The sequence below is a fragment of the Nonomuraea typhae genome (assembly GCF_009760925.1).
Lineage (GTDB): Bacteria > Actinomycetota > Actinomycetes > Streptosporangiales > Streptosporangiaceae > Nonomuraea > Nonomuraea typhae.
On sequence record NZ_VRLV01000006.1, the window covers coordinates 297,780 to 323,613 of the forward strand.

Genomic DNA, 25,834 nt, shown 5'->3' on the forward strand with positions numbered 1-25,834 from the left:
TCTTCACTCCATCCTCCCGTGTGGTGCCCCCCGTCCGCTATCCCAGGTACTTCGGTGCGGGAGACTAGTTGGATGATGGACCTGCTAGGCCCGGTAGAAATACGTAATTTGGCGGACAAGCTCGACCTTCGTCCGACCAAGAGACTCGGGCAGAACTTCGTGATCGACGGGGGGACCGTCCGGCGCATCGTGCGTGTGGCCGAGGTCGCGCCGGACGACGTCGTGATCGAGGTCGGGCCGGGGCTCGGGTCCCTCACACTGGCCCTGCTGTCCACGGCGGCGCACGTGGTCGCCGTGGAGATCGACCCCGTCCTTGCCCGCCAGCTCCCCGAGACGGTGGCCGCGCGCGGCCTGGCCGCCAAGCTGACGGTGGTGGGGGCTGACGCGTTGCGCATCGGTGCCGATGACTTGTCCGGATATTTGCCGACAGCCCTTGTGGCCAACCTGCCTTACAACGTGGCTGTCCCCGTGGTACTCCACCTGCTGGAGGCCCTGCCGTCCCTGCGCAAGGCCCTGGTGATGGTCCAGTCCGAGGTGGCCGACCGTCTCGCGGCCGCGCCGGGCTCCAAGGTGTACGGCGTGCCCTCCGTGAAGGCCGCCTGGTACGCGGATGTCCGAAGGGCCGGGCCGGTGGGCCGTACCGTCTTCTGGCCCGTGCCGAACGTCGACTCCGGCCTCGTCTCCCTGACCCGCCGCGAGCCCCCGAAGACCACGGCGACGCGCGAGCAGGTGTTCGCCGTCATCGACGCCGCCTTCGCCCAGCGCCGCAAGACCCTGCGCGCCGCCCTGGCAACGTGGGCCGGCAGCCCCGCCCAGGCCGAAGCCGCCCTCCGCGCCGCGGACGTGGACCCGTCAGCCAGGGGAGAACAACTGGACATCACCGCGTTCACCCGTATCGCCGAGCACAAGCCATAGGCTTTTCCACAGCCCCCGCCCCCGCCTGGACCCTTCGTCCCCAGAACCGCGTTCGGCCCCAAAACCGGACGCCCATCCGCACGATCCTGGGCCTGCCATCCAACTCACCGGCCCAGGAGACACCCATGATGTGGCTCACGCTCGGCGGCGGCTTCCTCGCCACCCTGACCACCGTCCCCACCCCCGCCCCGGGATGCGAGGTGGTAGTCACGCTCCCAGCCACCCACGCACCGGCTCTCGCCCCGGGCAAACCCCCACAAGCCAACGCCGGAGAGGCCAGCCTGGTCATCAGACTCCCCAAGGCAGCCTGCTGGACCAGCCCCATCCCCCACCCCCGACATCCCACCCCCATAACCATCAAACCCACCCCCATACCTGAAGCGCCCCCGTCACCCACCCCCAAACCTGAAACGCCTCCGTCACCCGCTCCGAAACCGAAACCCGCGCCCACCCGCACCAAGGGAGAAATCGCCGCCGCAGCCGCCCTGGCCAAGCTCGGCACCCCGTTCTCCTGGGGCGGAGGCGCCCCGTCCGGCCCGACCCGAGGCGTGGGCCGGGGCGCGAACACCACCGGCTTCGACTGCAGCGGCCTGGCCCTCTACGCCTGGTCGAGAGCCGGAGTGAAGCTGACCCACTACACCGGCGCCCAATTCCGCCAAGGCCGCCGCATACCCCTGTCCGGCCTGCGCAAAGGCGACCTGGTCTTCTTCGGCGGCGGCACCGGCGACCCCACCCACGTGGGCCTCTACCTGGGCAGCGGCATCATGATCCATGCCCCGAAGACCGGGGATGTGGTGAGGAAGAGCCAGTTCCTCAACTCGTCGTATTACCGCTCCGTCTACCGAGGCGCAGTCCGCCCCGGCTAGCACGTCGCCAGCCAGGTGGGGACGTTATGGCCGTACCCCGCCCGCAGAAACCATGGCGCCCTTGACTTGTACCCGCACGGGTCGAGGGCGCCCTGCGCAAGGTACGGCGAGGCCAGGCCGTTGACAGGGGTGCGCACGGAGTGCGGCGGGATCAGAGGGTTGAGGCCGGTGCGCAAGCCTGCACGAGGGCGGCGACCAGTGGCGCCAGAAGCCCACGATCCTCAACCCGGTGCGGCTCGTACTCCATGATCCCCAGTCCGGCAATCTCATACCGGCCGGCCACAGCCTCCACCAGCCCCAGCAACTGCCCAGCCCGTACGCCACCCGCAGCAGGCGTCCCCACAGACGCGAACTCAGCAGGATCCAGCACATCCAGATCGATATGCACGTACACGGCAACCGCCCCATCCCCACCCCCCGCCTGGGAAACGGCCGCCAGCAGCGCCTCCGAATCAGCCAGCTCCCCGACACTCACATGCCGAACCCCGGCCCGCTCGATGAACTCAACCTCGGCCACATCCAAATCCCGCGCCCCCGCAAGGACGATCCGCCGCGGATCCACCGGCACCGTCGGCACCAGCTCACGATGTCCCTCGCCGGTGAGCGCCCGAAGCACCATCCCGTGAAAAGCCCCGGAAGGAGAGGACTCAGGGGTGTTCAGATCCCCGTGGGCATCGAACCACACCACCACCAGCCGATCCCCGTACTCACGCACCGCCGCGGCGATCGGCTCAAGGTCTACCGCGCAGTCGCCGCCCACGGTGACCGGAAACCCGTCCACACCTTCCCACGCAGACCGAACCCGAGCCGCGGTGACCGCAAGCTCACCTGGATTGCTCCCATCGGCCACGTCCACCCGCAGCCGCTCGTCAACCTGTATCCGCTCGCCGCCTGCCACCATCCCGGCCAGCAGATCGGCCCCTTCTACGAGCCGCTCCGCCGTACGAGAACCCGACGACCGCCATTGCGGCACTTCAATGACCGTTACTGAGGACATGTGACCACAATGCCTCATCCCCCACCACGCATCTCCCCAGGATCGGGGAGCAGCGGGCCGCGAGAAGGCAATTTCGGCCAGCCCCCTTGAACCGACCCACCAAACCCCCAGCCCTACGGACTCCCGCCCCTTCCACACGGACCACCTCCGAGGCATCTCGTGCCCACACCCCCTCCCACCCGCCTCGCGCGTCGGCCACCTCGTGTGTCGGCCACCTTTCCTCTGTGGACCGCCTCCGAGGTGTCCTTGACCACGCCCTGCTACCCACCTCTCTGGGCGTCCACCTCCCCGGGTGCCCGCTGCTGCCTTGGGCCGTACTGGGGTTGCCCGTGCCCGGGGCTGTCCGGGATTGCCCGCGCCCGGGGCTGCCCGGGGTTGCCCGCGCCCGGGGCTGCCCGGGGTTGCCCGCGCCCGGGGCTGCCCGGGGTTGCCCGCGCCCGGGGTTGCCCGGGGTTGCCCGCGCCCGGGGTTGCCCGTGCCCAGGGTTGCCGAGGCGGCCTGCGCCCCGGACGGTCCGTCTGCCGCGTCCCGGGTCGGCCACCTTCAGCGCCGTCATCTCCGGGTCGCCCCGCCTCCAGCGCCGCCACCTTCCGGTGCATCCGCCTCCCACGGGCTTTCTCATGCCGTGTCTTGTCGTCCACCCTCGCGACCCTGCGCTGGCCTTGCGACCCTGCGCTGGCCTCGCGGCCCTGGGCCACCCTCGCGACCCTGCGCCGGCCTCGGTGTTGCTCTGCGTTGCCTCGTGTTGGCCTCCGGTGCTGGTCACGTCTGGTGTTGGCCGCCTCCGACGTGGCTCGTGGCCCCGTGTCCTGCCAACCCCTGCCCGGGCTGCCTTCCAGGGGCACGATGCGGTCCCGGATGTGGCGTCCAGATCACGGCTGGGAAGGGTGCCGAACATCACACAAGGTGCGAGCTGACAGTTTGTTGGGCGGGGATGACGGGGTTGTGCGGTATGGGGGTGCGGTGGCGGTTGGGCCGCTACGATCGAGGGTCCTGACTCCGAGGCGATGAGAGTGGCGGCAGAGCGATGAATGCGTCGGTGACCGTGCGGGTGCCTGCCAAGGTCAACGTCCAGCTTTCCGTTGGTCCCCTGCGTGACGACGGCTACCACGATCTTGTGAACGTCTTCCACGCGGTCTCCATTTTCGACGAGGTGGAGGCGAAGGAATCCGAGTCGGTCAAGGTGAGCGTGGAGGGGGAGTGGGCCGATCAGGTTCCGCTTGATGAGGGGAACCTGGCTGTTCAGGCCGCCCGGGCGCTGGCCAAGCACGCTGGGCGGAGCTATGGGGTGGAGCTGGTCATCCGCAAGACGATTCCGGTGGCGGGCGGGATGGCCGGGGGGAGCGCGGACGCCGCCGGGGCGTTGCTCGCCTGTAATGAGCTTTGGGGGCTTGGGCTGCCCCTCGAGGATCTGATGGAGATCGCCGGGGACCTGGGGAGTGACGTGCCCTTTTCCCTTCTCGGGGGTACGGCCGTCGGGACCGGTCGTGGGGAACGGCTGAGCCAGGTGGAGACGGGCGGGACGTTCCACTGGGTGTTCGCGGTGGCGGATGGGGGGTTGTCGACGGCCAAGGTGTACGCGGAGTGCGATCGGCTGCGTGAGGTTGGCGCGGAGCACGTTCCTGAGCTGCAGGCCAACCAGTCGCTTCTGGACGCCCTGCGCACCGGTGATGCCGTTGCCCTGGGCGCCGAGCTCACGAACGATCTTCAGGCGGCGGCGTTGTCGCTTCGTCCCAGCCTGGCGCAGACGCTGGCCGTCGGCACCGAGTTGGGCGCTCTGGGGGCGATCGTCTCCGGTTCCGGTCCTACCTGCGCTTTCCTGGCCACCGATGCGGAGCATGCGCGTGCTCTCGCCGATGCGCTTGCTGCCGCCGATGTGTGCCGCACCGCCGTACCCACTTCCGGTCCTGCGCTCGGCGCTCATCTCATCTGACCGCGAGCGGCGCCTCCCGGGGTTCTGCGGCCTGCCGTACCGAAGCCCCCCGGAAAACGGGGGCGGGGAGCCAGTACCCTGGGACGGCCATGAATCTGGTCAATCTTGAGTCTGTTTCCCATGCCTACGGCCCGAAGCCGTTGCTCAGTGACGTCTCCCTCGGAGTGGAGGCCGGTGAGCGGATCGGGGTGGTCGGGCGTAACGGCGGTGGCAAGACGACGCTGCTGTCGGTGATCTCGGGGGAGGTGCGGCCGGACAGCGGCCGGGTGACGCACACCCGGGGCCTGCGCATCGGCTACCTGTCGCAGCAGGACACCCTCGACCCCGGCCTGACCGTGCGCGAGACGGTGCTGGGCGGTCGGGCCGAGCATGAGTGGGCCGGGGATCAGGCGGTTCGGGAGATCCTGGGCAATCTGATCGGCGATCTCGACCTTGAGGCCAAGGCGTCGGAGTTGTCGGGTGGGGAGCGGCGGCGCACGGCGCTGGCCAAGCTGCTCATCGTCGAGCACGAGTTGATCATGCTCGACGAGCCGACGAACCATCTCGACATCGAGGCGATCGCCTGGCTGGCGGCGCATCTGGCGGTCCGGAAGAGCGCGCTGGTGGTGGTCACGCACGATCGGTGGTTCCTGGATGCGGTCTCCACGCGTACGTGGGAGGTCGTGGACGGGCGGGTCGAGCGCTATGAGGGGGGTTATGCGGCTTATGTGCTGGCCAAGGCGGAGCGGGCGCGCATCGCCCAGGCTGCCGAGGAGCGGCGGCAGAACCTCATGCGCAAGGAGATCGCCTGGCTGCGGCGCGGGCCGCCGGCGCGGACGTCGAAGCCGAAGTTCCGGATCGACGCCGCCCAGGCGCTGATCGCGAACGAGCCGCCGCCGCGCGAGAGCGTGGAGCTGGTGAAGTTCGCCACGGCCCGGCTCGGGAAGACTGTTTACGATCTTGAGGATGTCACCCTCCACGCCGGCGGCCCCGGGACCGGGCCGCTGGTGCTCGATCGGTGCACGTGGCAGTTCGGGCCGGGTGACCGGATCGGGCTGATCGGCGTGAACGGGTCGGGCAAGTCGTCGGTGCTGCGGCTGCTGGCCGAGACCGTCCGGCCGGACACCGGGCGGCTGGTGCGCGGGAAGACGGTACGGCTGGCACACCTGTCCCAGGAGCTGGCCGAGCTGGATCCCACGCGGCGCGTGCTGGAGACGGTCGAGGAGATCCGCAAGTACATCCAGGTCGGCAAGCGCGAGTGGACCGCCTCCCAGCTGCTCGAACGCCTGGGGTTCAAGGGCGAGGCGCAGTGGAAGGTGGTCGGCGACCTGTCGGGCGGCGAGCGGCGGCGGCTGCAGTTGCTGCGCCTGCTCATGGACGACCCGAACGTGCTGCTGCTCGACGAGCCCACCAACGACCTGGACATCGAGACCCTCAACGAGCTCGAGGACCTGCTCGACGGCTGGCCGGGCACGCTGATCCTGGTCAGCCACGACCGCTACTTCCTGGAGCGCGTGGCCGACCGGTGCGTGGCGCTGCTGGGGGACGGCCGGTTGTCGATGTTGCCGGGCGGGGTGGACGAGTACCTCGAACGGCGGGCCTCCGGCACGGCCCTGACCGCGCGCCTGTCCTCGGCGCCTCAGCCATCCGGTACGGCTCCCGCCGCGGCCCCGGCAGCCGAGGGGCTGTCGGCCAAGGAGGAGCGCGAACTCCGCAAGGAGCTCAATCGCCTGGAGCGCCAGCTCGACAAGCTGACCGGTCAGGAGGCCAGGCTGCACGAGCAGATGGCCGAGGCAGCCAGCGACTACGCCAAGCTGGGGTCGCTGGATGCCCGATTGAAGGAGATCCAGGCCCAGAAGGAGAGCGTCGAGGCGGAGTGGCTGGAGGCGGCCGACCGGCTGGGCGAGTAGCCCGCCTCACCTGGCGGCCCCGGGCATGAAGGCATGGGGCCGCCTGCCGTACGCCAAAGCCCTCAGGACGGTGTGTCGAAGGGCATGAGGAGGGTGCGGAGGAGGGAGGCGAGGGCGCGTTGGTCGGTGTCGCCGAGGCCGGCCAGGAGGTCGTGTTCGCGGCGCAGCAGGTCGGCGAAGGCGGCGTCCACGCGTTCGAGCCCGGTGTCGGTGAGGGAGACCAGGACGCCGCGCCGGTCCTCGGGGTCGGGGCGGCGGCGGACGAGGCCGGCCTGGGTGAGGCGGTCGATGCGGTTCGTCATCGTGCCGGAGGTGACGAGCGTGGCGCGCAGGAGTGCGCCGGGGGAGAGTTCGTAGGGTTTGCCCGCCCGCCGCAGCGCGGTGAGGACGTCGAACTCCCAGGTTTCGAGGTCGTGTTCGGCGAAGGCGGCGCGGCGGGCCCGGTCGAGGTGCTTGGCCAGGCGGGAGACGCGCGAGAGCACCTGGAGTGGTTCGACGTCGAGGTCAGGCCGCTCGATGCGCCAGGCGGCGACGAGCCGGTCGACCTCGTCGAGATTGTCCTGGGGGTCCTGCGCATCCGTCATGGATGCAGTGTACTGTCTTGACATCGAGATACATCTCTCGATATCAAATATCTCTATGTCGAGAGATATCTGGGACCCGTCCACGTACGCGCGGTACGCAGACGAACGGTCACGGCCGTTCGTCGAGCTGACCGCCAGAATCCATGCCGACAATCCCGATTATGTCGTCGATGCCGGCTGTGGCACCGGCGAACTCACCATGACCCTCGCCGACCGCTGGCCCGAGGCCACGGTCGAGGGCTTCGACTCCTCGCCCGCGATGATCGCCAAGGCGCGCGAGACCGGCGGCCGGTTCGCCGTCGCCGACCTCACCCTGTGGCGTCCCGACCGGCCGGTCGACGTCCTGGTCTCCAACGCCGTGCTGCAATGGGTGCCCGCCCATCGCGACCTGCTCGGACACTGGGTGAATGCGCTGGTGAAGCCCGACGGCTGGCTGGCCGTCCAGATGCCGGGCAACTTCGCGGCCCCGAGCCACGTGCTGATCCGCGAGCTGTGCCGCAGCGCGACCTGGCGGGACCGGCTGGGCGAGTTCGACCGCGGCTCCCCGGTCGGCGACCCCATGGAGTACATGGAACTGCTGACCGCCATGGGCACCCGGGTGGACGCCTGGGAGACCACCTACGTGCAGGTTCTCCAGGGTGAGGACGCGGTGCTCACCTGGGTCTCCGGCACCGCGCTGCGCCCCATCCTCGACCGGCTCGACGAAGGCGAGCGATCCGCCTTCAAGCGCGACCTCAAGAAGCTCCTGGACGAGGCGTATCCTCCCAAGGAGTACGGCACGGCCTTCCCCTTCCGGCGCGTCTTCGTGGTGGCACACACATGAGAATCACCGGCATGCACCATGTCCAGCTGGCCGCCCCCGCGGGCAGTGAACCGCAACTCCGGGAGTTCTACGCGGGCTTCCTCGGTCTCACGGAGGTGCCGAAGCCGCCGGAGCTGGCCGCGCGCGGCGGCGCCTGGTTCCGCGGAGAAGGGGTGGAGGTGCACCTGGGCATCGAGGAGGACTTCCGCCCGGCCCGCAAGGCCCATCCTGCCTTCCTGGTCGACGAACTGCCCGAGGGCGAGGTGGACCTGCTCTTCCCCGGATACCGCCGCGTCTACGTCACCGATCCGGCCGGGAACAGAATCGAGCTTCTGCAGGTCGTGTGAAGTTCATCTTGCAGTGGCATGATGTTCCGAAATCGGACACTTGTGAGGTGCTGTGGGCATCGAGATCGAGGACAAGTTCGACGTATCTGACGACTACACCGTGCCGGATTTGAGCAAGATCGGGGAGGTCGAGGGCCCGAGGAGCTACCAGCTCGTCGCGCTGTACTACGACACCCCCGATCTGCGCCTGGCCGCACGCGGCGTCACTCTCCGGCGAAGGCGAGGTGGTTCCGATCCCGGCTGGCACCTGAAGCTCCCCAAGGCCAAAGGAGTGCGCCAGGAGATCACCCATCCGCTGACCAGGAGCACGAAGGTCGTCCCCGCCGAACTGGAGCAGCTCGTGCGCGCCTACACCCGAGGCGCCGAGCTGACCCCCGTGGCCGAGCTCGACACGCGCAGGAGCGTCATCGTCGTCAGCGCCGGTGAGACGCGCCTGGTGGAGATCTCCGACGACCGGGTCAAGGGCACGGTCTTCGGCGAGGACTCCCGCGTGGAACGCTGGCGGGAGGTCGAGGCCGAGTTGCTGGACGGCGAGGCCGCCCACCTGGCCAAGGTCGGCAAGCGGCTGAAAAAGGCGGGCGCCAGCCCGGCCGCGTCGGCCAGCAAACTGGCCAGGCTGCTGGCCCGGCCGCCGCGCCCCGGCGCCCCCACCCAGGAGGGCTCCGCGGGTGAGGTGGTCATGGACTACCTCGCCGGCCAGGTCGCCGCGCTGCTGTCCCAAGATCCCCGGGTACGGCGGGCCGAGGACGACGCCGTGCATCAGATGCGCGTGGCGGCCCGGCGCATGCGCAGCGCGCTGAAGGCGTTCAAGAGCATCGTCGCCGGCACCGGTCAGGTCCAGGAGGAGCTGCGCTGGATCGGCGCCGTGCTCGGCGTGGTCCGCGATCTGGAGGTGACCAGGGCCAGGTTCGCCCGCCTGCTGAAGTCGCTGGCGCCCGAGCTGGTCCACGGCCCGATCGCCGCCCGCCTCGGCGACGACCTGCTGAAGCGCGAGCACGAGGGGTACAACCGGATCCGGGAGGCGCTCAGCAGTGATCGCTACTACGCGCTGCTGAACGACCTGGACGCGCTGGTCACCGATCCGGAGCTGACGTCGGCCGCGGGGAAGGCGGCCGAGGCGACGCTGAAGGGCGTGGCGGCCAAGAACTGGAAGCGGGTCACCGACGCCTACGACCACGCCCAGGCCATCGAGGACGAGGAGCGCCGCGAGATCGCCATGCACGACGTGCGCAAGGCGGCCAAGCGGGCACGGTACACCGCCGAGGCGCTCGGCATGGGCAAACTGGCCAAGCACGCGGAAGCCGTACAAGAGGTGCTGGGCTCGTACCAGGACGGCGTGGTGGCGCAGGAGACGCTGGCCAAGGAGGCCGAGGTCGCGCGGCAGGCGGGCGAGGACACCTTCACGTACGGCCTGCTGATCGGCATCGAGAAAACCACCGCAGAACGGGCACACGCCGAATTTCCGACAGTCTGGGATAACACTGTGGAGGCTGTTAGAAAGATCCTATGAGTGAGCTCCCCGTAATCCCGTTCGAGCGCACGACTCCCTTGGACGTCCCGGTCGCCTATCGCGAGCTGCGCGTCCGGGAGGGCATCGCCAGGGTCCGCACCCGGACCGGCGACGAGATCTGGCTGGTCAGCGGCTATGAGGACGCGCGCAAACTGTTCGCGGAGCCGCTGCTCGGCCGATCGCACCCCGAGCCGGAGAAGGCGCCACGCGTCTCCGGCTCGGTGCTGCTCGGCGGCCCGAGCGGCGACTTCGACACCGAGAAGGCCGACCACGAACGCATGCGGCGGTTGTTCCAGCCGTCGTTCTCGGCACGCCGGATGAAGGCGCTGACCGAGCACGTCGGAGGGCTGGTCGAGGACCGGCTGGACCACATGGCCGGGCTGACCCCGCCGATCGACCTGCACGCCGAACTCTCCTTCCCGCTGCCCGTGCTGGTCATCTGCCAGCTGCTCGGCGTGCCGTTCGAGGACAGGGACTACTTCGGCGAGATCTCCAACCGCATGGGAGACCTGTACGACCCGGACAAGGGCGAGGCGGCCCGCCAGGAGATGGCCGGCTACATGGCCCGCCTGATCGACCGCAAACGCCACGAACCCGGCGAGGACGTGCTGACCGACCTGGCCAAGGTCATCGACGACGACGGCACGGTCGCCCGGCTGGCCGGCGGCCTGCTGTTCGCCGGCCACGAGACGACCGTCGGCCGCATCGACTACGGCGTGCTGCTCCTGCTGCAGCATCCCGACCAGCGCGCCGCGCTGGAGGCCGACCCCTCGCTGGCCGCCGCGGCCGTCGAGGAGATCCTGCGCATGGCGGTGCCCAGCCTGCACGGCATCCCGCGCTGGGCGCGCGAGGACTTCGAGTACGGCGGGCTGACCATCCGCAAGGGCGAGGCGGTGCTGATCTCCACCGACGCCGCCAACCGGGACGAGCGCGTCTTCCCCGACCCCGACGTCTTCGACCTGCGCCGCAAGCCCGGCGACCCGCACATCGGCTTCGGGTACGGCCCGCGCTTCTGCCTGGGCGCCAGCCTGGCCAGGGTCGAGCTGGAGGCGGTCTTCAGCCGGCTCTTCCAGCGCTTCGCCGGGCTACGGCTGGCGGTGCCGCTGGAGGAACTGCCGATCAACACCCACCGGCTGACCCAGGGTTTCGCGAAGCTGCCGGTCACGTGGGATAGCGTTCGACGCTGACCGTTCTGGTACCGATCCGGTGCAGCAGGGCGAAGGCTCCCTTGCGCAGGTGGACGTCGGCGCCGCTGAGCGTGGAGATCACGTGCGGCAGCACCTTGCCGTGGCTGGAGACGACCGCGGGCACGGCGAGGGCGTTCACCAGCGCGGGGGTCTTGTCCTGATCCTGTGACTCCTCGCTGAGCAGCGCGTCGGTGGCGATGTCGGCCGAGTACGCCTCCAGGGTCTGCACGCAGCGCCGGCTCGGCGAGCTGAGCAGCACCTCGGGGCGGTAGGCGGGCAGCACCTGGGCGAGCGTGGCCGCCTGCGCCAGGCCCTCGGCGTCGAGCGGGCGCTGGTCGTCGGGGCCCTGCCAGGTCTGCCGGGATCCGGCGGCGCCATGCCGTACCAGGACTATCGGGACCGTGCGGAGGGGAAGCGCGGTCAGGGCGCGCAGAAGGCCGGCGTCCCAGGGGTAGGTGAGGCGGGCGCGGGCCTCGCCGATGGGCAGCCAGGCCATCTCGTCGACCTCGGCGTCGGGGACGAACGGCTCCTCCTCGGCGACCTGGGCCACCCAGTAGTCGACCCGCTTGAGCCGGCCGTTGACCAGGTAGTGGGTCGGGGGGAGGGCGCGGCCCAGGCGGACGGTGATGCCCGTCTCCTCGCGCACCTCCCGGACCGCGGCGGCGATCATGTGCTCGCCGGTTTTCAGCTTGCCCTTGGGGAAGGTCCAGTCGTCGTAGCGGTCCCGGCGGATCAAGGCGACTTCGGGGTCGGTGTCGTCACCTCGCCAGACCACCGCGCCGGCGGCCCGCACGATATCAGTCATCAACAGTTCTCCAGCGACGGGTGCTGATGAGGTGGTTTTGCAGGTCTTCACCCTGGTGCCTGGACCAGGTGCCGTCGGCCTTCAGCCACCATGAGTTGGTGGTGTCGGCCATGGCCCGGTCCATGAGATCGATGAGGTACGCCTTGTGCTGCTGCCCGGTGACCTTGACCAGCGCCTCGACGCGGCGGTCCAGGTTGCGGCGCATGAGGTCGGCGCTGCCGATCCAGATCTCGGGCCGGCGGCCGAGCCCGAACTCGTAGACGCGGGAGTGCTCCAGGAAGCGCCCCAGGATCGAGCGCACCCGGATGTTCTCCGACAGGTCGGGAATGCCGGGGCGCAGCGTGCAGATGCCGCGCACCCACAGGTCCACCGGGACGCCCGCCCGCGAGGCGCGGTAGAGCGCGTCGATGGTCGGCTCGTCGACCAGCGAGTTCGTCTTGATGCGGATGCGGGCCGGGCGCCCGGCCTGCTGGTGGGCGATCTCCCGCTCGATCCTGGCCAGCAGGCCGCCGCGCAACGAGTGCGGGGCGACCAGGAGCCTGCGGTAGGCGGAGTGGTTGGAGTAGCCGGTCAGGTGGATGAACAGGTCGGTGACGTCCTCGCCGACCAGCGGGTCGGCCGTCAGCAGCCCAAAGTCCTCGTACTGCCGCGCGGTCTTGGGGTTGTAGTTGCCGGTGCCGATGTGGCAGTAGCGCCGCAGCTCCCCGGAAGGCTCCTGCCGTACCACGAGGGCGAGCTTGCAGTGGGTCTTCAGCCCCACGACGCCGTAGACGACGTGGCAGCCGGCACGCTCCAGCTTGCGTGCCCACGAGATGTTGGCGTGCTCGTCGAAGCGCGCCTTGATCTCCACCACGACCACGACCTGCTTGCCGGCCTCGGCCGCGTCGATGAGCGCGTCCACGATGGGGGAGTCGCCGCTGGTGCGGTACAGGGTCTGCTTGATGGCCAGCACCCTGGGGTCGGCCGCGGCGTCCTCGATGAAGCGCTGGACGCTGGTGCCGAAGGAGTCGTACGGGTGGTGCAGCAGCACGTCGCGCTCGCGCAGCACCGAGAAGATGTCGTCGTCGGCGTGCACGGCCTCCGCCGGCACGAACGGCCGGTAGCTGAGCTCACCCCGGTCCAGATCGGCGATGGCGTGCAGGCCGGTCAGGTCGAGCGGCCCGGCGATGCGGTAGATCTCGTGCGGCCCGACGCTGAGCTCCTCGACGATCAGGTCGAGGACCTCCGGCGTGATCGTCTCTTCGACCTCCAGCCGTACGGCGGGGCCGAACCTGCGCTGGCGCAGCTCGCGCTCCAGTGCCTTCATGAGGTTCTCGGTGATGTCCTCGTCCACGTCGAGGTCCTCGTTGCGGGTGACGCGGAAGACATGGTGCTGGACGATCTCCATGCCCTTGAAGAGCTGCCCGAGATGGGCGGCGATGACATCCTCGAGCGGGACGAAGCGATCCTTGGAGGCGGTGACGAACCGGGGCAGCTGGGACGGCACCTTGACCCGGGCGAAGACCGTGTGCCCGTTGGCCGGGTTCCGCACCACGACCGCCAGATTCAGGCTCAACCCCGAAATATACGGAAAAGGGTGGGCGGGATCCACGGCCAGCGGCGTGAGCACCGGACGGATACGCTCCCTGAACAACTTGCGCAGCTCGGTGCGTTCCTCGCGGCCCAGGTCGTCCCAGCGGACGATCTCGATGCCCTCGCCGGCGAGCTGGGGCAGGATCCGCTCGTGGAAGATCCCGGCATGCCGTTTGGCCAGGTCGCCGGCGATGGCGGCGATTCTGGCCAGCTCCTCGCGGGGCTTCAGCCCGCTCTTGGTGCGAAGCAGCAGGCCGGTGGCCATCCGGCGTTTGAGCCCCGCCACCCGGACCCTGAAGAACTCGTCGAGGTTACTCGCGAAGATCGCCAGGAAGCGCACCCGCTCCAGAAGGGGAAGCGAGGGGTCCTCAGCAAGTTCCAGCACCCGCTCGTTGAACTGAAGCCAGCTCTCTTCACGGTTGAGGAACCGCTCCTGGGGCAGGGGCAGGTCGTTTCCAGGTTGCAGCAGTTCCGCGGACATATGAGCAATATGCCCTCTTTGATTGAACAGAACGTTAACGAGACTTCAACGGCTTACTCTGGCTGGTCGGACTGCTCGAGTTTCGCGGCCCGCTCGGCCAGGCGAGCCTCGCGCTGACGGATCCGCTCCTCCCGCTCGTGCACCTTCTCCGCCTCTTTGAGCAGCTTCTCGCGCTCCTTCAGCTCGCGCAGCCTGGCCTTCTCGGCCTCTTTCAGCTCGCGCTGGCGCACCTTCTCGGCCTCCTTGGCCTCGCGCTCCCGCACCTTCTCCAGCTCGCGCAGCTCCTTGTCGCTCGGCCGGGCGAGCGCCGCCACGGGCACGTCGGCGCCCTCACGGGTGGCGGCGGTGATGCGCGGTTGCGGATTGAGCCCGGTCAGGCCGTTCCAGGCGAGGTTGACCAGGTGCGCGGCCACCTCCTCGCGCCCGGGCCTGCGCACGTCCAGCCACCACTGGCCGGTCAGCGCGACCATGCCCACGAGCATCTGGGCGTACATGGGCGCGAGCTTCGGGTCGTAGCCCCGGGCCGCGAACTCGTCGGCCAGCACGTCCTCGACCTGGCTGGCGATCTCACTGATCAGGCTGGCGAAGGTGCCGGTGCCCGAGGCGGCGTGGGAGTCGCGCACCAGGATGCGGAATCCCTCGCTGCTCTCCTCGATGTACTGCAGCAGCGCCAGCGCGGCCCGCTCCAGCTTGATCAGCGAGTGGGAGGCGGAGAGCGCCGAGGTGATCAGGCTGAGCAGCTTCTGCATCTCGCGGTCCACGACCACGGCGTAGACGCCTTCCTTGCCGCCGAAATGTTCGTAGACGACCGGCTTGGAGACCTGCGCGGTGGCCGCTATCTCCTCGATAGAGGTCCCGTCGAACCCCTTCTCGGCGAACAACGTGCGGCTGATGCGGATCAGCTGCTCCCGTCGTTCTCTTCCGGACATACGCCTGCGAGATCGGGGTTCGGTGGTCACACTCTCCATAATTGCAGTGCCCGACGACAGACCGCTCGAGTCAGGCAATGCGCTTCGCCGCCAGACGCTCCGGCGTCGGCCAGCGTACGTCGTAGACCCAGCCGAGCTTCTCGAAGATCCGGATGAGGCCGGCGCTGAGGTCGATCTGCCCCTTGAGGGCGCCGTGCCGGGCGCAGGTGGGGTCGGAATGGTGCAGGTTGTGCCAGGACTCGCCGAAGGACGGGATGGCCAGCCACCACACGTTGCGGGACTTGTCGCGCACCTGGAACTCCTCCTCGCCGAACACGTGGCAGATGGAGTTGATCGACCAGGTCACGTGGTGCAGCAGCCCGATGCGGACCAGTGAGCCCCAGAACAGCGCGGTCAGCGCGCCCTGCCAGGACCACGTGAGCAGCCCGCCGAGAATCCCGGGCAGCAGGATCGAGGTGATGGCGAGCGGGCCGAACCACTTGTGCAGCTTCACCACGTCCGGGTCCTTGACCAGATCGGGGGCGTACTTCTCGCGGTTGGTGCGCTCGGCGTCGAACATCCAGCCCATGTGGGCGTAGAGCAGGCCCTTGGACAGGGACTTGAAGCCCGGCCCGAAGCGCCACGGCGAATGCGGGTCGCCCTCCTTGTCGGAGAACTTGTGGTGCTTGCGGTGCGTCGCCACCCAGTCGAGCACCGACATCTCCAGCGACAGGCTGCCCGCGATGCCCAGGGCGATCTTCAGCGGGCGCTTGGCCTTGAACGAGCCGTGCGTGAAGTAGCGGTGCAGGCCGACGGTGACGCCGAGCCCGGAGACGATGTAGAAGACGAACCCGATCGCGATGTCCGTCCAGCCGAGCCCCCAGCCCCAGGCGAACGGCACGGCGGCGGCGATGGCGACGAGCGGCAGGCCCACCACGAGCCCGAAGGTGATGAGCTCCGCCTTGGTCCGCGGCTCCGGATCGGCATCCGGCTTGGGGCCGGGTGCGGAACGCTCGGCAAGAACGGTCATGGGCTACCTCTCACGACATGTATGGGGAAGTATGTCCGGGCTACGCAACCGTAACCTACGCTTACGTAAGTAAGGAAGCCCTAAGCCTTTTCTTTAATCTGTGAGGATGCTGTGAGCCTCCGGTGGCCGGATATCGGGGCGCGCGGTGCTCCCGGGGCTCGGTATCGTTAGTCGTGGAGATCAGGCCCCGCCCAGGTGTCTGGTTTGATCCCGGATCGTCTAATCGGCAGGACAAGTGGTTTTGGTCCACTTTGTAGGGGTTCGAGTCCTCTTCCGGGAGCCATGAAGGTTCGCCCCCTGGGAAGACAGCTGAGACCGGGCAGGTATCCTCAGCGTGTCGGGAGGGTAGCGGTGCGGTAGCCGTACCTGCAGACCCTGAACCGTCCAGCCACAGGGAGCCTCAGTCCGTGAGTGTGCCGCGCCCGGCAGCCGTCATCGTCCTCGCCGCAGGCGAGGGCACCCGGATGAAGAGCCAGACCCCGAAAGTCCTCCACGAGATGTGCGGCCGCGCATTGGTCGACCACATGCTCGCCGCCGCCCGTGACCTCGGACCCGAGCGGCTCATCGTCGTCATCGGGCACGCCCGCGAGCGCGTCGGCGCCCACCTCGCCGAGACCAGCCCGGACGCGCGGGCGATCGTGCAAAGGGAACAACGCGGCACCGGCCATGCCGTCCGCACCGTTCTCGAAGAGATCGGCACGATCGGCGGCACCGTCCTCGTCACCTACGGCGACGTGCCGCTGCTGCGCACCGAAACCCTCGCCGAGCTGCTCAAGCAGCACGCCGAGGACGGCAACGCCGTCACCGTGCTGACCGCGCGGGTGCCCGATCCGACCGGCTACGGCCGGATCATCCGCGACGACGGCGGCGCCGTCCTGGAGATCGTCGAGCACAAGGACGCCACCGACGAGCAGCGCGCCGTCAACGAGATGAACTCCGGCATCTACGCCTTCGACGGCCTGCTGCTGGCCGACGCCGTCAAGCGCGTCTCGAGCGACAACGCCCAGGGCGAGGAGTACCTCACCGACGTCCTGTCCATCCTGCGCCAGGACGGCCACCGCGTCGGCGCGCACGTGGCCGTCGACCACGTCGAGGTCGAGGGCGTCAACGACCGGGTCCAGCTCGCCGTCGCCCGCAAGGTCCTCAACCAGCGCCTGCTGGAGGCCCACATGCGAGCCGGCGTCACCGTCGTCGACCCGGCGTCCACCTGGGTGGACGTCCAGGTCAGGCTGGCGCCCGACGTCGTGATCCACCCGGGCACCCAGCTCCACGGCGAGACCGTCGTGGGAGAGGGCGCCGAGATCGGCCCGGCCACCACGCTCACCGGCACCTCCGTCGGCCCCGGCGCCGTGGTGCGCAACGCGGTCTGCGACCACGCCGAGATCGGCCCCGACGCCAGCGTCGGCCCCTACGCCTACCTGCGGCCCGGCACCGTTCTCGGCCGCAAGTCCAAGGCCGGCACCTTCGTCGAGATGAAGAACACCCAGGTCGGCGAGCGCTCCAAGGTGCCCCACCTGTCCTACGCGGGCGACGCGACGATCGGCGACGACGTCAACATCGGCGCCGCGGTGATCTTCGTCAACTACGACGGGGTGAACAAACACCGCACCACCGTGCGCGACGGCGCGTTCGTGGGGTGCGACAGCATGCTCGTCGCCCCGGTGACGGTCGGAGACGGCGCCTACACGGCGGCCGGATCCGTCATCGACGGCGATGTGCCCCCCGGCGCGATCGGGGTGGCGAGAGCGCGGCAGCGCAACATCGAGAAATGGGTCTTGCGCAGGCGCGCGGGCACGAAGTCGGCCGCGGCCGCCGAGCGGGCGCTGGCCGAGCAAGAGCAGCAGGAGAGTGGCACGTGAGTGGGATCAAGCAGCCAGGTGAGAAAGAGCTGATGCTCTTTTCCGGCCGGGCACACACCGAGCTGGCGGAAGAGGTGGCCGCGCACGTCGGCGTCGCCCTCACCCCGACCAAGCTCCACGACTTCGCCAACGGCGAGATCTACGCCCGCTACCTGGAGTCGGTGCGCGGCTGCGACGCCTTCGTCATCCAGAGCCACACCGCCCCCATCAACAAATGGATCATGGAACAGCTCATCATGGTCGACGCGCTGAAGCGGGCCTCCGCCAAGCGCATCACCGTGGTCATGCCGTTCTTCGGCTACGCCCGCCAGGACAAGAAGGGCCGCGGCCGCGAGCCGATCACCGCCCGCCTGATGGCCGACATGTTCAAGACCGCGGGCGCCGACCGGCTCATGTCCATCGACCTGCACACCTCGCAGATCCAGGGCTTCTTCGACGGCCCGGTGGACCACCTGTTCGCCATGCCCGTCCTGGAGCGCTACCTCAAGGACAAGCTCGACCTCGAGCACACCACGATCGTCTCGCCCGACACCGGCCGCGTGCGGCTGTCGGAGCGCTGGGCCGACACGCTCGGCACCCCCATGGCCTTCATCCACAAGCGCCGCGACCTCGACGTCGCCAACCAGGTGAAGGTCAACGAGGTGGTCGGCAAGGTGCGCGGCCGTACCTGCGTCCTGATCGACGACATGATCGACACCGCGGGCACGATCTGCAAGGCCGCCGACGCCCTCTACGAGCAGGGCGCCACCGACGTGATCGTCGCCGCCACGCACGCCGTCTTCTCCGACCCGGCCGTGGACCGCCTCAAGAACTCCCGCATCTCCGAGGTGATCGTCACCAACACGCTGCCCCTGCGCGAGGAGCAGCGCTTCGACAAGCTCACGGTGCTGTCGATCGCCCCGCTCATCGGCCGGGCCATCACCGAGGTCTTCTCCGACGGCTCCGTCACCTCCCTGTTCGAGGGCGACTCCTGATCGCCGTCAGCTAGCCCCTGATCGCCGTCAGCTAGAAGCCCGCTTTTGTGGCTTTACGGCTTGTACGGCGGAGCCGCCCCCAACGCCACCCGCCGCACGTGGCCGGCGACCTTCCAGGGAAACGGCCGTCCACCGTGCGGGGCGGGCCGCCGTGACGAGCGTGCCCTTGCCCGGCCGGCCGGGAAACCACCGGCCGGGCAGGTTGCTTCGCCGGGAAAACCAGCGAACCGCGTCCGGTAGGCTGTGAGGGTTGCGCTCGTAACGCCTACCGCTAGGGCGGACCAGGGGGAGCGCCGGAATCCGTCGATCATCGCATCCCTAGGAGATGTCGTGTCTGAAGTACGCATTGCCGCCGAGGCCCGCACCGAGTTCGGCAAGGGCGCCGCCCGCAAGATCCGGCGCGCCGACAAGGTCCCCGCCGTCCTCTACGGCCACGGCATCGACCCCAAGCACCTCACCCTGCCCGGCCACGAGGTCCTGCTCGCCCTGCGCACGCCCAACGTCCTGATCCACCTCAAGGGCGAGGGCGTCGACGAGCTGGCTCTGCCGAAGGGCGTCCAGCGCGACCCGATCAAGGGCTTCGTCGAGCACGTCGACCTGCTCCTGGTCAAGCGCGGCGAGAAGGTCACCGTCGAGATCCCGGTCACCACCACCGGTGACGTCAACTCCGAGGGCATTCTCGACCAGCAGTCGGTCACCGTCGCCGTCGAGGCCGAGGCCACCCACATCCCGACCGGCGTCGAGGTCGACGTCGAGGGCCTGGAGGTCGGCACCGTGGTCACCGCCGGCGAGCTGAAGCTGCCGCAGGGCGCCACGCTGGCCGCCGACGCCGAGACGGTCATCCTGCAGGTCATCGCCAAGCCGACCGAGGCTCCCGCCGAGGGCGAGGCCGCCGAGGGCGAGGCCGAGGCCCCCGCCGAGGGTGGCGAGTCCGCCGAGGCCGCCGCCGAGTAACCACGCTCGCCGACCACGGGGCAGCGGGGGACTTCCCGGCTGCCCCGCAGTCGTCTCAGGGAAGGGCAGCACAGCATGGATCGCTGGCTGATCGTCGGGCTGGGCAACCCCGGCGACCAATACGCGGGCAACCGCCACAACGCCGGTTTCATGGTGGCCGACGAGCTGGCCGCGCGGGCGGGCGGGAAGTTCAAGGCCAAGGGCGGCGCCGCCGTCCTGGAGACGAGGGCGGCGATCCTGGTCAAGCCGCTGTCGTACATGAACCTGTCCGGTGGTCCCGCCAAGCAGCTCGCCGACTTCTACAAGATCCCGCCGGAGCGCGTGATCGTGGTCCACGACGAGCTGGACGTGCCCTACGGCGCGCTGCGCGCCAAGCTGGGCGGCGGCGACAACGGCCACAACGGGCTCAAGTCGATCACCAAGGTGTTCGGCACCCGCGACTACCTGCGGGTCAGGTTCGGGATCGGGCGGCCGCCCGGGCGCATGGATCCGGCCGCGTTCGTGCTCAAGGACTTCGCCACCGCCGAGCGCAAGGACCTCGCCTTCCTGGTGGACCGCGGCGCTGACGTCGTGGAGTCGCTCATGGAGCGTGGCCTGGAAGCCACCCAGAACGAATATCACCGGGCAGACCTCAACATTTCCGGCCCTCCTCGCTGATCACCGCATAGACCCGTTCGCGATCCGGCGGGCGTGGCCCGCCGCTACGATCTGGTGACCATCGCTTGACTGTCGGTCACCGGGGAGGCGCGAACGTGAGCAAGGGCGAGGTGCTGGCTGCCGTCGTCCGAGTCGACCCTCGCCCTGTCTGGCGGGCCGCCTCCGGCGAGCCCGCATGGGTCCGCTCCTACCGGCTGGGCGCCCTGGCCGCCGACTTCGGCTGCGCGGGCGCGGGCGCCACCGCCGCCTTCTTCGTCCGGTTCGGCGACGTCACCCCGTACGCCGCGCCGTACCTCGTGCTGAGCGCCGCGCTGCCGCTGCTGTGGGTCAGCGTGATCGCGCTCAACCGCGCCTACGAGCCGCGCATGTTCGGCGTCGGGCCCGAGGAGTTCCAGCGCGTGGTGCGCTGCGGCCTCGCGCTCACCGCCGCCCTGGCCATCGGCGCCTACCTCACCAAGACCGACGTCGCCCGCGGCTACGTCGTCGTGGCGCTGCCGCTGACCACGCTGCTCACCCTCGTCCTCCGGTACGGCTTGCGCCGCTCCCTGCACCGGCGCCGGGCCCGTGGCGCCTGCCTGCGCCGCGTGGTGGCGGTCGGGCACCGGGCCTCGGTCGCCGAGCTGGTCGAGCGCTTCCGCCGCGAGCGCTACCACGGCATGGAGGTCGTGGCCGTCTGCCTGCCCGCCGGCCGGGTGGGCGGCAACGTCGTCGGCGTGCCGGTGGCGGGCGGGTTCAGCGACGTGCCGCTGGTCGTCGAGCGGACCGCGGCCGACTCGGTCGCCGTGCTGGCCTGCCCCGAGATGGACGGCGTGGCGCTGCGGCGGCTGGCCTGGCGGCTGGAGCGCACCCACACCGAGCTGGTCGTCGCGCCCGCCCTCATGGAGGTGGCCGGGCCGCGCACCACGATCCGCCCGGCGGCCGGGCTGCCGCTGCTGCACGTGGAGCATCCGGAGCTGGCCGGAGCCAGGCAACTGGTGAAGAACGTCTTCGACCGGCTCGTGGCCGTCGCGCTGCTGGTGGCGCTGACGCCGCTGCTGGCCGGGCTCGCGGTGGCCGTGCGGGCCAGCAGCTCGGGGCCCGCGTTGTTCCGGCAGACGCGGGTCGGCCGCGACGGCGCGCTGTTCACGATCGTGAAGTTCCGCACCATGCGCCAGGGCGCGGAGCACCAGAAGCTCTCCCTCGTCAGCGACGGTGACGGGGTGCTGTTCAAGGTCCGCAACGATCCGCGGGTGACGCCGCTGGGGGCGTTGATGCGGCGGCACTCGCTGGACGAGCTGCCGCAGCTGTTCAACGTGGTGTGCGGGCAGATGTCACTCGTCGGCCCGCGGCCGCCGCTGCCGGAGGAGGTCGAGCGCTACGGCGACGACGTCCGGCGGCGCCTGCTGGTGCGCCCGGGACTGACGGGGCTGTGGCAGGTCAGTGGCAGGTCGGATCTGTCGTGGGAGGAATCTGTGCGCCTCGACCTGCGTTACGTTGAAAACTGGTCCCTCATGCTGGACCTCCAGATCCTGTGGAAGACTTGGTCGGCCGTCGCCCGCGGGCAAGGAGCTTATTGATGACGATTCGCGACGACCATGCCCTGGCCTCCGACCTCGCCGTGGAGGCGGGCCGGCGGCTGCTGGACATCCGCGAGAGCGAGGGCTTCGGTGAACCGCCCGCGCTGCGCAACGCGGGCGACCGGGGCTCCCATGTCTATCTGATGGAGGCGCTGGCCAGGCTGCGGCCCAGCGACTGCGTCCTGTCGGAGGAGTCCTCGCGCGAGGACCGGGAGGATCCGCGCAGGCAGCGCGCCGACCGGGTCTGGATCGTCGACCCGCTCGACGGCACCCGCGAGTTCTCCGAGGAGGGCCGGGCCGACTGGGCGGTGCACGTGGCGCTCTGGGAGCGCGGCGCCCTCACCGCGGGCGCCGTGGCGCTGCCCGCCCAGGGGCGCACGCTCACCACCGGAGAGCCGCCCAAGCTGCCCGCCTATCAAAAGGGCAGGTTCAGGATCGCCGTGAGCCGCACCAGGCCGCCGGAGTTCGTGCAAAAACTCGCCTATCTCGTCGGGGCGGACCTCGTGCCGATCGGGTCGGCCGGAGCGAAGATCTCCGCGGTGCTCACCGGTGACGTCGAAGCCTACGTTCACGCAGGCGGACAGTATGAATGGGACTCCGCGGCGCCGGTGGCGGTCGCGCAGGCGGCGGGTGCGCACGCCAGCCGCATCGACGGCTCCGAGCTGACCTACAACCAACCCGACCCGTCGCTACCGGATATCCTGGTTTCCCTACCTGAACTGGCGCCTACGCTGCTCGCCGGAATTCGGGACCTGCACCGCTAACACGCCGGAGGAAGCCCCTATGCTCCAGCGCGACTATACGACGTCGCAGCTAGACGTTCTCGAGGCCGAGGCCATTCACATCATGCGTGAAGTCGCGGCCGAATTCGAGCGTCCCTGTCTGCTCTTCTCCGGCGGCAAAGACTCCATCGTGATGCTGCGCATCGCCGAGAAGGCGTTCTGGCCGGCGCCGTTGCCGTTCCCGCTGATGCACGTCGACACCGGGCACAACTTCGGCGAGGTCATCGACTTCCGCGACCGCAGGGCAGACGAGCTCGGCGCCCGCCTGGTCGTGGCCAGCGTGCAGGACTCCATCGACGCCGGCCGGGTCACCGAGGAGACCGGGCGCCGCGCCTCCCGCAACCGGCTGCAGACCACCACGCTGCTGGACGCGATCGAGGAGCACGAGTTCGACGCCGTCTTCGGCGGCGCCCGCCGCGACGAGGAGAAGGCCAGGGCCAAGGAGCGAGTGTTCTCCTTCCGCGACGACTTCGGCCAGTGGGACCCGAAGAACCAGCGCCCCGAGCTGTGGAACCTCTACAACTCGCGCATCCGCAAGGGCGAGCACATCCGGGTCTTCCCGCTGTCCAACTGGACCGAGCTCGACATCTGGGACTACATCCGCCGCGAGGGCATCGAGATCCCCTCCATCTACTTCGCCCACACCCGCAAGGTCTTCGAGCGCGACGGCATGCTGCTGCCCGACGCCCCGGTGGTCCAGCGCGGTGAGGACGAGCCGCTGTTCGAGACGGTGGTCCGCTACCGCACGGTCGGTGACATGACCTGCACCGGCGCGGTCCAGTCCACGGCCGCCACGGTCGAGGAGATCATCGAGGAGATCGCGGCCACCCGCATCACCGAGCGCGGCGCCACCCGGGCCGACGACCGCGCCTCCGAAGCAGCCATGGAAGACCGCAAGCGCGAGGGTTACTTCTAAAGATGGACATTCTTCGTTTCGCCACCGCCGGCTCCGTCGACGACGGCAAGTCCACCCTCATCGGCCGCCTGCTCTACGACTCCAAGGCGATCTTCGAGGACCAGCTGGAGGCGGTCGAGCGCACCTCGCGCGACCGCGGCACCGAGTACACCGACCTGTCGTTGCTCACCGACGGCCTGCGCGCCGAGCGGGAGCAGGGCATCACCATCGACGTGGCCTACCGCTACTTCGCCACGCCGCGGCGCAAGTTCATCATCGCCGACACTCCGGGCCACATTCAGTACACCCGCAACATGGTCACCGGCGCCTCCACCGCCGACCTGGCCATCATCCTCATCGACGCGCGCAAGGGCGTGCTGGAGCAGTCGCGCCGGCACGCGTTCCTGACCACGCTGCTGCGGGTGCCGCACCTGGTGCTGGCCGTCAACAAGATGGACCTGGTCGACTACTCCGAGGAGCGCTTCGAGGAGATCCGGGAGGAGTTCACCCAGTTCGCCTCCAAGCTCAACGTGGCCGACCTGACCTTCATCCCCATCTCCGCCCTCCACGGCGACAACGTCGTCTCCCGGTCGGAGAACATGCCCTGGTACCACGGCAGCTCCCTGCTGCACCACCTGGAGAACGTGCACATCGCCTCCGACCGCAACCTGGTCGACGTGCGCTTCCCGGTGCAGTACGTCATCCGGCCGCACAAGACCGAGTACCACGACTACCGCGGCTACGCCGGTCAGGTGGCCGGTGGCGTGCTCAAGCCGGGCGACGAGGTGATGCACCTGCCCTCCGGGCTGACCAGCCGCATCGCCTCCATCGACACCTTCGACGGCCCCGTCGAGGAGGCGTTCCCGCCCATGTCGGTCACCCTCCGGCTGGAGGACGAGATCGACATCTCCCGCGGGGACATGATCTGCCGGCCCAACAACCAGCCCAGCGCGGCCCAGGAGCTGGAGGCGATGATCTGCTGGATGACCGACGCCACCAAGCTCGCGCCGCGCTCCAAGCTGGTCATCAAGCACACCACGCGTACGGCTCGCGCGATGGTCCGTGACCTGCACTACCGGCTGGACGTCAACACCCTGCACCGCGACGAGGCGGCTCCCTCGCTCGGGCTGAACGAGATCGGGCGGGTGTCATTGCGGGTCACCCAGCCGCTGTTCGTGGACGACTACGCGCGCAACCGGTCCACCGGCGGATTCATCCTGGTGGACGAGTCCACCAACAGCACGGTGGGCGCCGGGATGGTCATCGAGGCACGCTGACGACCGGGCCGTCCCCGGGTCACGGTGGTGGCTGGGGGCGGCCGCGGCGGCGTCTCAGGAGGCGGTAGGCCGTGCGCAGGGCGGCGATGGCGGCCGTGCCCACCGCGCCCACCAGCGGCTCGCGTTCCTCCAGCGCGCTCGGGCCCACGTCGGGCAGGGCGGGATCGGGCTCCTCCGCCCGGGCCGCCTCGAGCTGGGCGGCGAAGGCCAGGCCCAGGAACAACGCGATCGAGCTGAGGAACGCCCACAACATCAGGGCCATCACGGTGGTCAGCGGGCCGTAGGTGCTGCCGAACGTGCTGCTCCTGTCGGTGTAGAGGGCGAGGGCCAGGGTGAAGGCGGTCCACAGCACCAGGGTGACCAGCGCGCCGAAGGCCAGCCACGTGTGCCCGGGCTGCCTGCGGCGCGGGGCGGCGCGGAACAACACCGACGTGGACACCAGGGCGAGCAGGAAGCCCACCGGCCAGCGGATCACGTCGAACGCCACATGCTGGGCGGGCGTCCAGGACCAGACCTGGGCCAGCGCGCCCCCGATGGCCGCGCCGCCGACCATGGCGACGAAGCCGGTGACCATCAGGGCTCCGGCGGTCAGGGCGAGGATGACGGCTCTGCCGTACTTGCGGTGGAAGGGGCGGTCGCGCTCCATGCCGTAGATGCGGTTCGCGCCGCGTTCCACCTGGGCCATCGTGGAGGTCAGCGAGATCAGCGAGGTGCCCAGGCCCAGCCACAGGGCGACCGCGTCGCGGCGGGTGCCGGTGCCCAGGACGTCGATGACCGAGGCGCCGCCCTCGCCCGGCGCCAGGCGGCTGAGCGAGAGCTGGAGGATCGTGGCCAGTTGTTCCTGGTGGGTGACGGAGCTGAGGCCGACCAGGGCGATGGCGCCGGGGATGATCGACAGGCACATCTGGAAGGCCAGGGCGCGGGAGTGGCTCATGCCGTCGCCGTAGCGGAAGCGGACGAACGAGTCATGGGCCAGGCGGCGCAAGCCGTACGCACGCAGGGTGGACCACGCATGATCGGCGGAAAGCTCCATCGTGCGGGTTTGAGGTACTAA

Annotated in this window: 23 protein-coding genes and 1 tRNA gene; 17 read left to right on the forward strand and 7 right to left on the reverse strand. The window is 69.6% G+C overall.

Annotated elements, in window-relative coordinates:
- The first annotated feature begins 75 nt into the window (after positions 1-75).
- Positions 76-915, forward strand: coding sequence for a 16S rRNA (adenine(1518)-N(6)/adenine(1519)-N(6))-dimethyltransferase RsmA (rsmA, locus tag FVE25_RS24215; RefSeq protein WP_157249644.1), 840 nt, complete (start codon positions 76-78; stop codon positions 913-915).
- A gap of 125 nt (positions 916-1,040) precedes the next feature.
- A complete protein-coding gene (locus FVE25_RS24220) occupies positions 1,041-1,781 on the forward strand; it encodes an NlpC/P60 family protein (RefSeq protein ID WP_157249325.1) in 741 nt (246 codons plus the stop codon).
- 151 nt (positions 1,782-1,932) lie between these two features.
- On the opposite strand, the gene FVE25_RS24225 is transcribed toward FVE25_RS24220, so the two are convergent.
- Positions 1,933-2,778 carry an arginase family protein gene (locus tag FVE25_RS24225; protein WP_157249326.1) on the reverse strand — a complete coding sequence of 282 codons (846 nt, stop codon included), beginning with the start codon at positions 2,776-2,778 and terminating at the stop codon, positions 1,933-1,935.
- Between the two features lie 1,027 nt (positions 2,779-3,805).
- Here FVE25_RS24225 and FVE25_RS24230 point away from each other — a divergent pair.
- Both FVE25_RS24230 and FVE25_RS24235 read left to right on the forward strand, forming a co-directional pair.
- Positions 3,806-4,711, forward strand: a complete 906-nt coding sequence (locus FVE25_RS24230) for a 4-(cytidine 5'-diphospho)-2-C-methyl-D-erythritol kinase (protein ID WP_157249327.1) — start codon at positions 3,806-3,808, stop codon at positions 4,709-4,711.
- A gap of 89 nt (positions 4,712-4,800) precedes the next feature.
- Positions 4,801-6,600 (forward strand): ABC-F family ATP-binding cassette domain-containing protein, encoded by a 1,800-nt coding sequence (locus tag FVE25_RS24235; RefSeq protein ID WP_157249328.1) that lies wholly within the window; start codon positions 4,801-4,803, stop codon positions 6,598-6,600.
- 62 nt (positions 6,601-6,662) lie between these two features.
- On the opposite strand, the gene FVE25_RS24240 is transcribed toward FVE25_RS24235, so the two are convergent.
- A complete protein-coding gene (locus FVE25_RS24240; RefSeq protein WP_157249329.1) occupies positions 6,663-7,184 on the reverse strand; it encodes a MarR family winged helix-turn-helix transcriptional regulator in 522 nt (173 codons plus the stop codon).
- Between the two features lie 55 nt (positions 7,185-7,239).
- Between FVE25_RS24240 and FVE25_RS24245 the strand changes: the two genes are divergently transcribed.
- From FVE25_RS24245 to FVE25_RS24260, 4 genes are read left to right on the forward strand one after another with little or no spacing between them, the layout of a single operon-like run.
- The gene (locus FVE25_RS24245; protein WP_246267349.1) at positions 7,240-8,007 is read left to right on the forward strand and encodes a trans-aconitate 2-methyltransferase; all 768 of its coding nucleotides are present in this window, start codon (positions 7,240-7,242) and stop codon (positions 8,005-8,007) included.
- Between the two features lie 11 nt (positions 8,008-8,018).
- Positions 8,019-8,333: a VOC family protein gene (locus FVE25_RS24250; protein WP_246267351.1), complete on the forward strand. Its 315-nt coding sequence runs from the start codon at positions 8,019-8,021 to the stop codon at positions 8,331-8,333.
- Positions 8,334-8,385: 52 nt separating this feature from the next.
- Positions 8,386-9,843 carry a CYTH and CHAD domain-containing protein gene (locus tag FVE25_RS24255; protein WP_157249331.1) on the forward strand — a complete coding sequence of 486 codons (1,458 nt, stop codon included), beginning with the start codon at positions 8,386-8,388 and terminating at the stop codon, positions 9,841-9,843.
- On the forward strand, positions 9,840-11,030 hold the full coding sequence (locus FVE25_RS24260) for a cytochrome P450 (RefSeq protein WP_157249332.1): 1,191 nt from the start codon (positions 9,840-9,842) through the stop codon (positions 11,028-11,030). The genes FVE25_RS24255 and FVE25_RS24260 overlap by 4 nt, the downstream gene beginning before the upstream one ends.
- Here FVE25_RS24260 and FVE25_RS24265 read toward each other — a convergent pair.
- The 4 genes from FVE25_RS24265 to FVE25_RS24280 all read right to left on the reverse strand — a co-directional run bounded on the left by FVE25_RS24265 (position 11,005) and on the right by FVE25_RS24280 (position 15,826).
- The gene (locus tag FVE25_RS24265; RefSeq protein ID WP_246267353.1) at positions 11,005-11,835 is read right to left on the reverse strand and encodes an NUDIX hydrolase; all 831 of its coding nucleotides are present in this window, start codon (positions 11,833-11,835) and stop codon (positions 11,005-11,007) included. The two genes, FVE25_RS24260 and FVE25_RS24265, sit on opposite strands and share 26 nt — an antisense overlap.
- A complete protein-coding gene (locus tag FVE25_RS24270) occupies positions 11,828-13,888 on the reverse strand; it encodes an RNA degradosome polyphosphate kinase (protein ID WP_157249333.1) in 2,061 nt (686 codons plus the stop codon). Before FVE25_RS24270 ends, FVE25_RS24265 begins: the two co-directional genes overlap by 8 nt.
- A 53-nt stretch (positions 13,889-13,941) precedes the next feature.
- Positions 13,942-14,817, reverse strand: coding sequence for a TetR/AcrR family transcriptional regulator (locus FVE25_RS24275; RefSeq protein WP_181019696.1), 876 nt, complete (start codon positions 14,815-14,817; stop codon positions 13,942-13,944).
- Between the two features lie 70 nt (positions 14,818-14,887).
- Positions 14,888-15,826 (reverse strand): acyl-CoA desaturase, encoded by a 939-nt coding sequence (locus tag FVE25_RS24280; protein ID WP_157249335.1) that lies wholly within the window; start codon positions 15,824-15,826, stop codon positions 14,888-14,890.
- A 208-nt stretch (positions 15,827-16,034) separates the two neighbouring features.
- Here FVE25_RS24280 and FVE25_RS24285 point away from each other — a divergent pair.
- The 9 genes from FVE25_RS24285 to cysN all read left to right on the forward strand — a co-directional run bounded on the left by FVE25_RS24285 (position 16,035) and on the right by cysN (position 24,780).
- Positions 16,035-16,109: transfer RNA gene (locus FVE25_RS24285), tRNA-Gln, on the forward strand.
- A gap of 124 nt (positions 16,110-16,233) precedes the next feature.
- Positions 16,234-17,685: a bifunctional UDP-N-acetylglucosamine diphosphorylase/glucosamine-1-phosphate N-acetyltransferase GlmU gene (gene glmU, locus FVE25_RS24290; RefSeq protein WP_157249336.1), complete on the forward strand. Its 1,452-nt coding sequence runs from the start codon at positions 16,234-16,236 to the stop codon at positions 17,683-17,685.
- Positions 17,682-18,659: a ribose-phosphate diphosphokinase gene (locus FVE25_RS24295; RefSeq protein ID WP_157249337.1), complete on the forward strand. Its 978-nt coding sequence runs from the start codon at positions 17,682-17,684 to the stop codon at positions 18,657-18,659. Before glmU ends, FVE25_RS24295 begins: the two co-directional genes overlap by 4 nt.
- A 330-nt stretch (positions 18,660-18,989) precedes the next feature.
- Positions 18,990-19,613 (forward strand): 50S ribosomal protein L25/general stress protein Ctc, encoded by a 624-nt coding sequence (locus tag FVE25_RS24300; RefSeq protein WP_157249338.1) that lies wholly within the window; start codon positions 18,990-18,992, stop codon positions 19,611-19,613.
- Between the two features lie 75 nt (positions 19,614-19,688).
- Positions 19,689-20,270 (forward strand): aminoacyl-tRNA hydrolase, encoded by a 582-nt coding sequence (gene pth, locus FVE25_RS24305; RefSeq protein ID WP_157249339.1) that lies wholly within the window; start codon positions 19,689-19,691, stop codon positions 20,268-20,270.
- Between the two features lie 95 nt (positions 20,271-20,365).
- Positions 20,366-21,826 carry a sugar transferase gene (locus FVE25_RS24310; RefSeq protein WP_425489498.1) on the forward strand — a complete coding sequence of 487 codons (1,461 nt, stop codon included), beginning with the start codon at positions 20,366-20,368 and terminating at the stop codon, positions 21,824-21,826.
- Positions 21,826-22,590, forward strand: coding sequence for a 3'(2'),5'-bisphosphate nucleotidase CysQ (locus tag FVE25_RS24315; RefSeq protein WP_181019697.1), 765 nt, complete (start codon positions 21,826-21,828; stop codon positions 22,588-22,590). Before FVE25_RS24310 ends, FVE25_RS24315 begins: the two co-directional genes overlap by 1 nt.
- 19 nt (positions 22,591-22,609) lie before the next feature.
- Positions 22,610-23,524 (forward strand): sulfate adenylyltransferase subunit CysD, encoded by a 915-nt coding sequence (gene cysD, locus FVE25_RS24320; RefSeq protein WP_157249341.1) that lies wholly within the window; start codon positions 22,610-22,612, stop codon positions 23,522-23,524.
- A gap of 2 nt (positions 23,525-23,526) precedes the next feature.
- Positions 23,527-24,780 carry a sulfate adenylyltransferase subunit CysN gene (gene cysN / locus FVE25_RS24325; RefSeq protein ID WP_157249342.1) on the forward strand — a complete coding sequence of 418 codons (1,254 nt, stop codon included), beginning with the start codon at positions 23,527-23,529 and terminating at the stop codon, positions 24,778-24,780.
- 19 nt (positions 24,781-24,799) lie between these two features.
- On the opposite strand, the gene FVE25_RS24330 is transcribed toward cysN, so the two are convergent.
- A complete protein-coding gene (locus FVE25_RS24330) occupies positions 24,800-25,813 on the reverse strand; it encodes a YihY/virulence factor BrkB family protein (RefSeq protein WP_246267355.1) in 1,014 nt (337 codons plus the stop codon).
- Positions 25,814-25,834: the final 21 nt, after the last annotated feature.

Bases quoted from the DNA above. Each gene is read 5' to 3' on its own strand.
- rsmA (WP_157249644.1), top strand. From the start codon at position 76: ATGGACCTGCTAGGCCCGGTAGAAATACGTAATTTGGCGGACAAGCTC.
- FVE25_RS24220 (WP_157249325.1), top strand. From the start codon at position 1,041: ATGATGTGGCTCACGCTCGGCGGCGGCTTCCTCGCCACCCTGACCACC.
- FVE25_RS24225 (WP_157249326.1), bottom strand. From the start codon at position 2,778: ATGTCCTCAGTAACGGTCATTGAAGTGCCGCAATGGCGGTCGTCGGGT.
- FVE25_RS24230 (WP_157249327.1), top strand. From the start codon at position 3,806: ATGAATGCGTCGGTGACCGTGCGGGTGCCTGCCAAGGTCAACGTCCAG.
- FVE25_RS24235 (WP_157249328.1), top strand. From the start codon at position 4,801: ATGAATCTGGTCAATCTTGAGTCTGTTTCCCATGCCTACGGCCCGAAG.
- FVE25_RS24240 (WP_157249329.1), bottom strand. From the start codon at position 7,184: ATGACGGATGCGCAGGACCCCCAGGACAATCTCGACGAGGTCGACCGG.
- FVE25_RS24245 (WP_246267349.1), top strand. From the start codon at position 7,240: ATGTCGAGAGATATCTGGGACCCGTCCACGTACGCGCGGTACGCAGAC.
- FVE25_RS24250 (WP_246267351.1), top strand. From the start codon at position 8,019: ATGCACCATGTCCAGCTGGCCGCCCCCGCGGGCAGTGAACCGCAACTC.
- FVE25_RS24260 (WP_157249332.1), top strand. From the start codon at position 9,840: ATGAGTGAGCTCCCCGTAATCCCGTTCGAGCGCACGACTCCCTTGGAC.
- FVE25_RS24265 (WP_246267353.1), bottom strand. From the start codon at position 11,835: ATGACTGATATCGTGCGGGCCGCCGGCGCGGTGGTCTGGCGAGGTGAC.
- FVE25_RS24270 (WP_157249333.1), bottom strand. From the start codon at position 13,888: ATGTCCGCGGAACTGCTGCAACCTGGAAACGACCTGCCCCTGCCCCAG.
- FVE25_RS24275 (WP_181019696.1), bottom strand. From the start codon at position 14,817: ATGTCCGGAAGAGAACGACGGGAGCAGCTGATCCGCATCAGCCGCACG.
- FVE25_RS24280 (WP_157249335.1), bottom strand. From the start codon at position 15,826: ATGACCGTTCTTGCCGAGCGTTCCGCACCCGGCCCCAAGCCGGATGCC.
- pth (WP_157249339.1), top strand. From the start codon at position 19,689: ATGGATCGCTGGCTGATCGTCGGGCTGGGCAACCCCGGCGACCAATAC.
- FVE25_RS24315 (WP_181019697.1), top strand. From the start codon at position 21,826: ATGACGATTCGCGACGACCATGCCCTGGCCTCCGACCTCGCCGTGGAG.
- cysD (WP_157249341.1), top strand. From the start codon at position 22,610: ATGCTCCAGCGCGACTATACGACGTCGCAGCTAGACGTTCTCGAGGCC.
- cysN (WP_157249342.1), top strand. From the start codon at position 23,527: ATGGACATTCTTCGTTTCGCCACCGCCGGCTCCGTCGACGACGGCAAG.
- FVE25_RS24330 (WP_246267355.1), bottom strand. From the start codon at position 25,813: ATGGAGCTTTCCGCCGATCATGCGTGGTCCACCCTGCGTGCGTACGGC.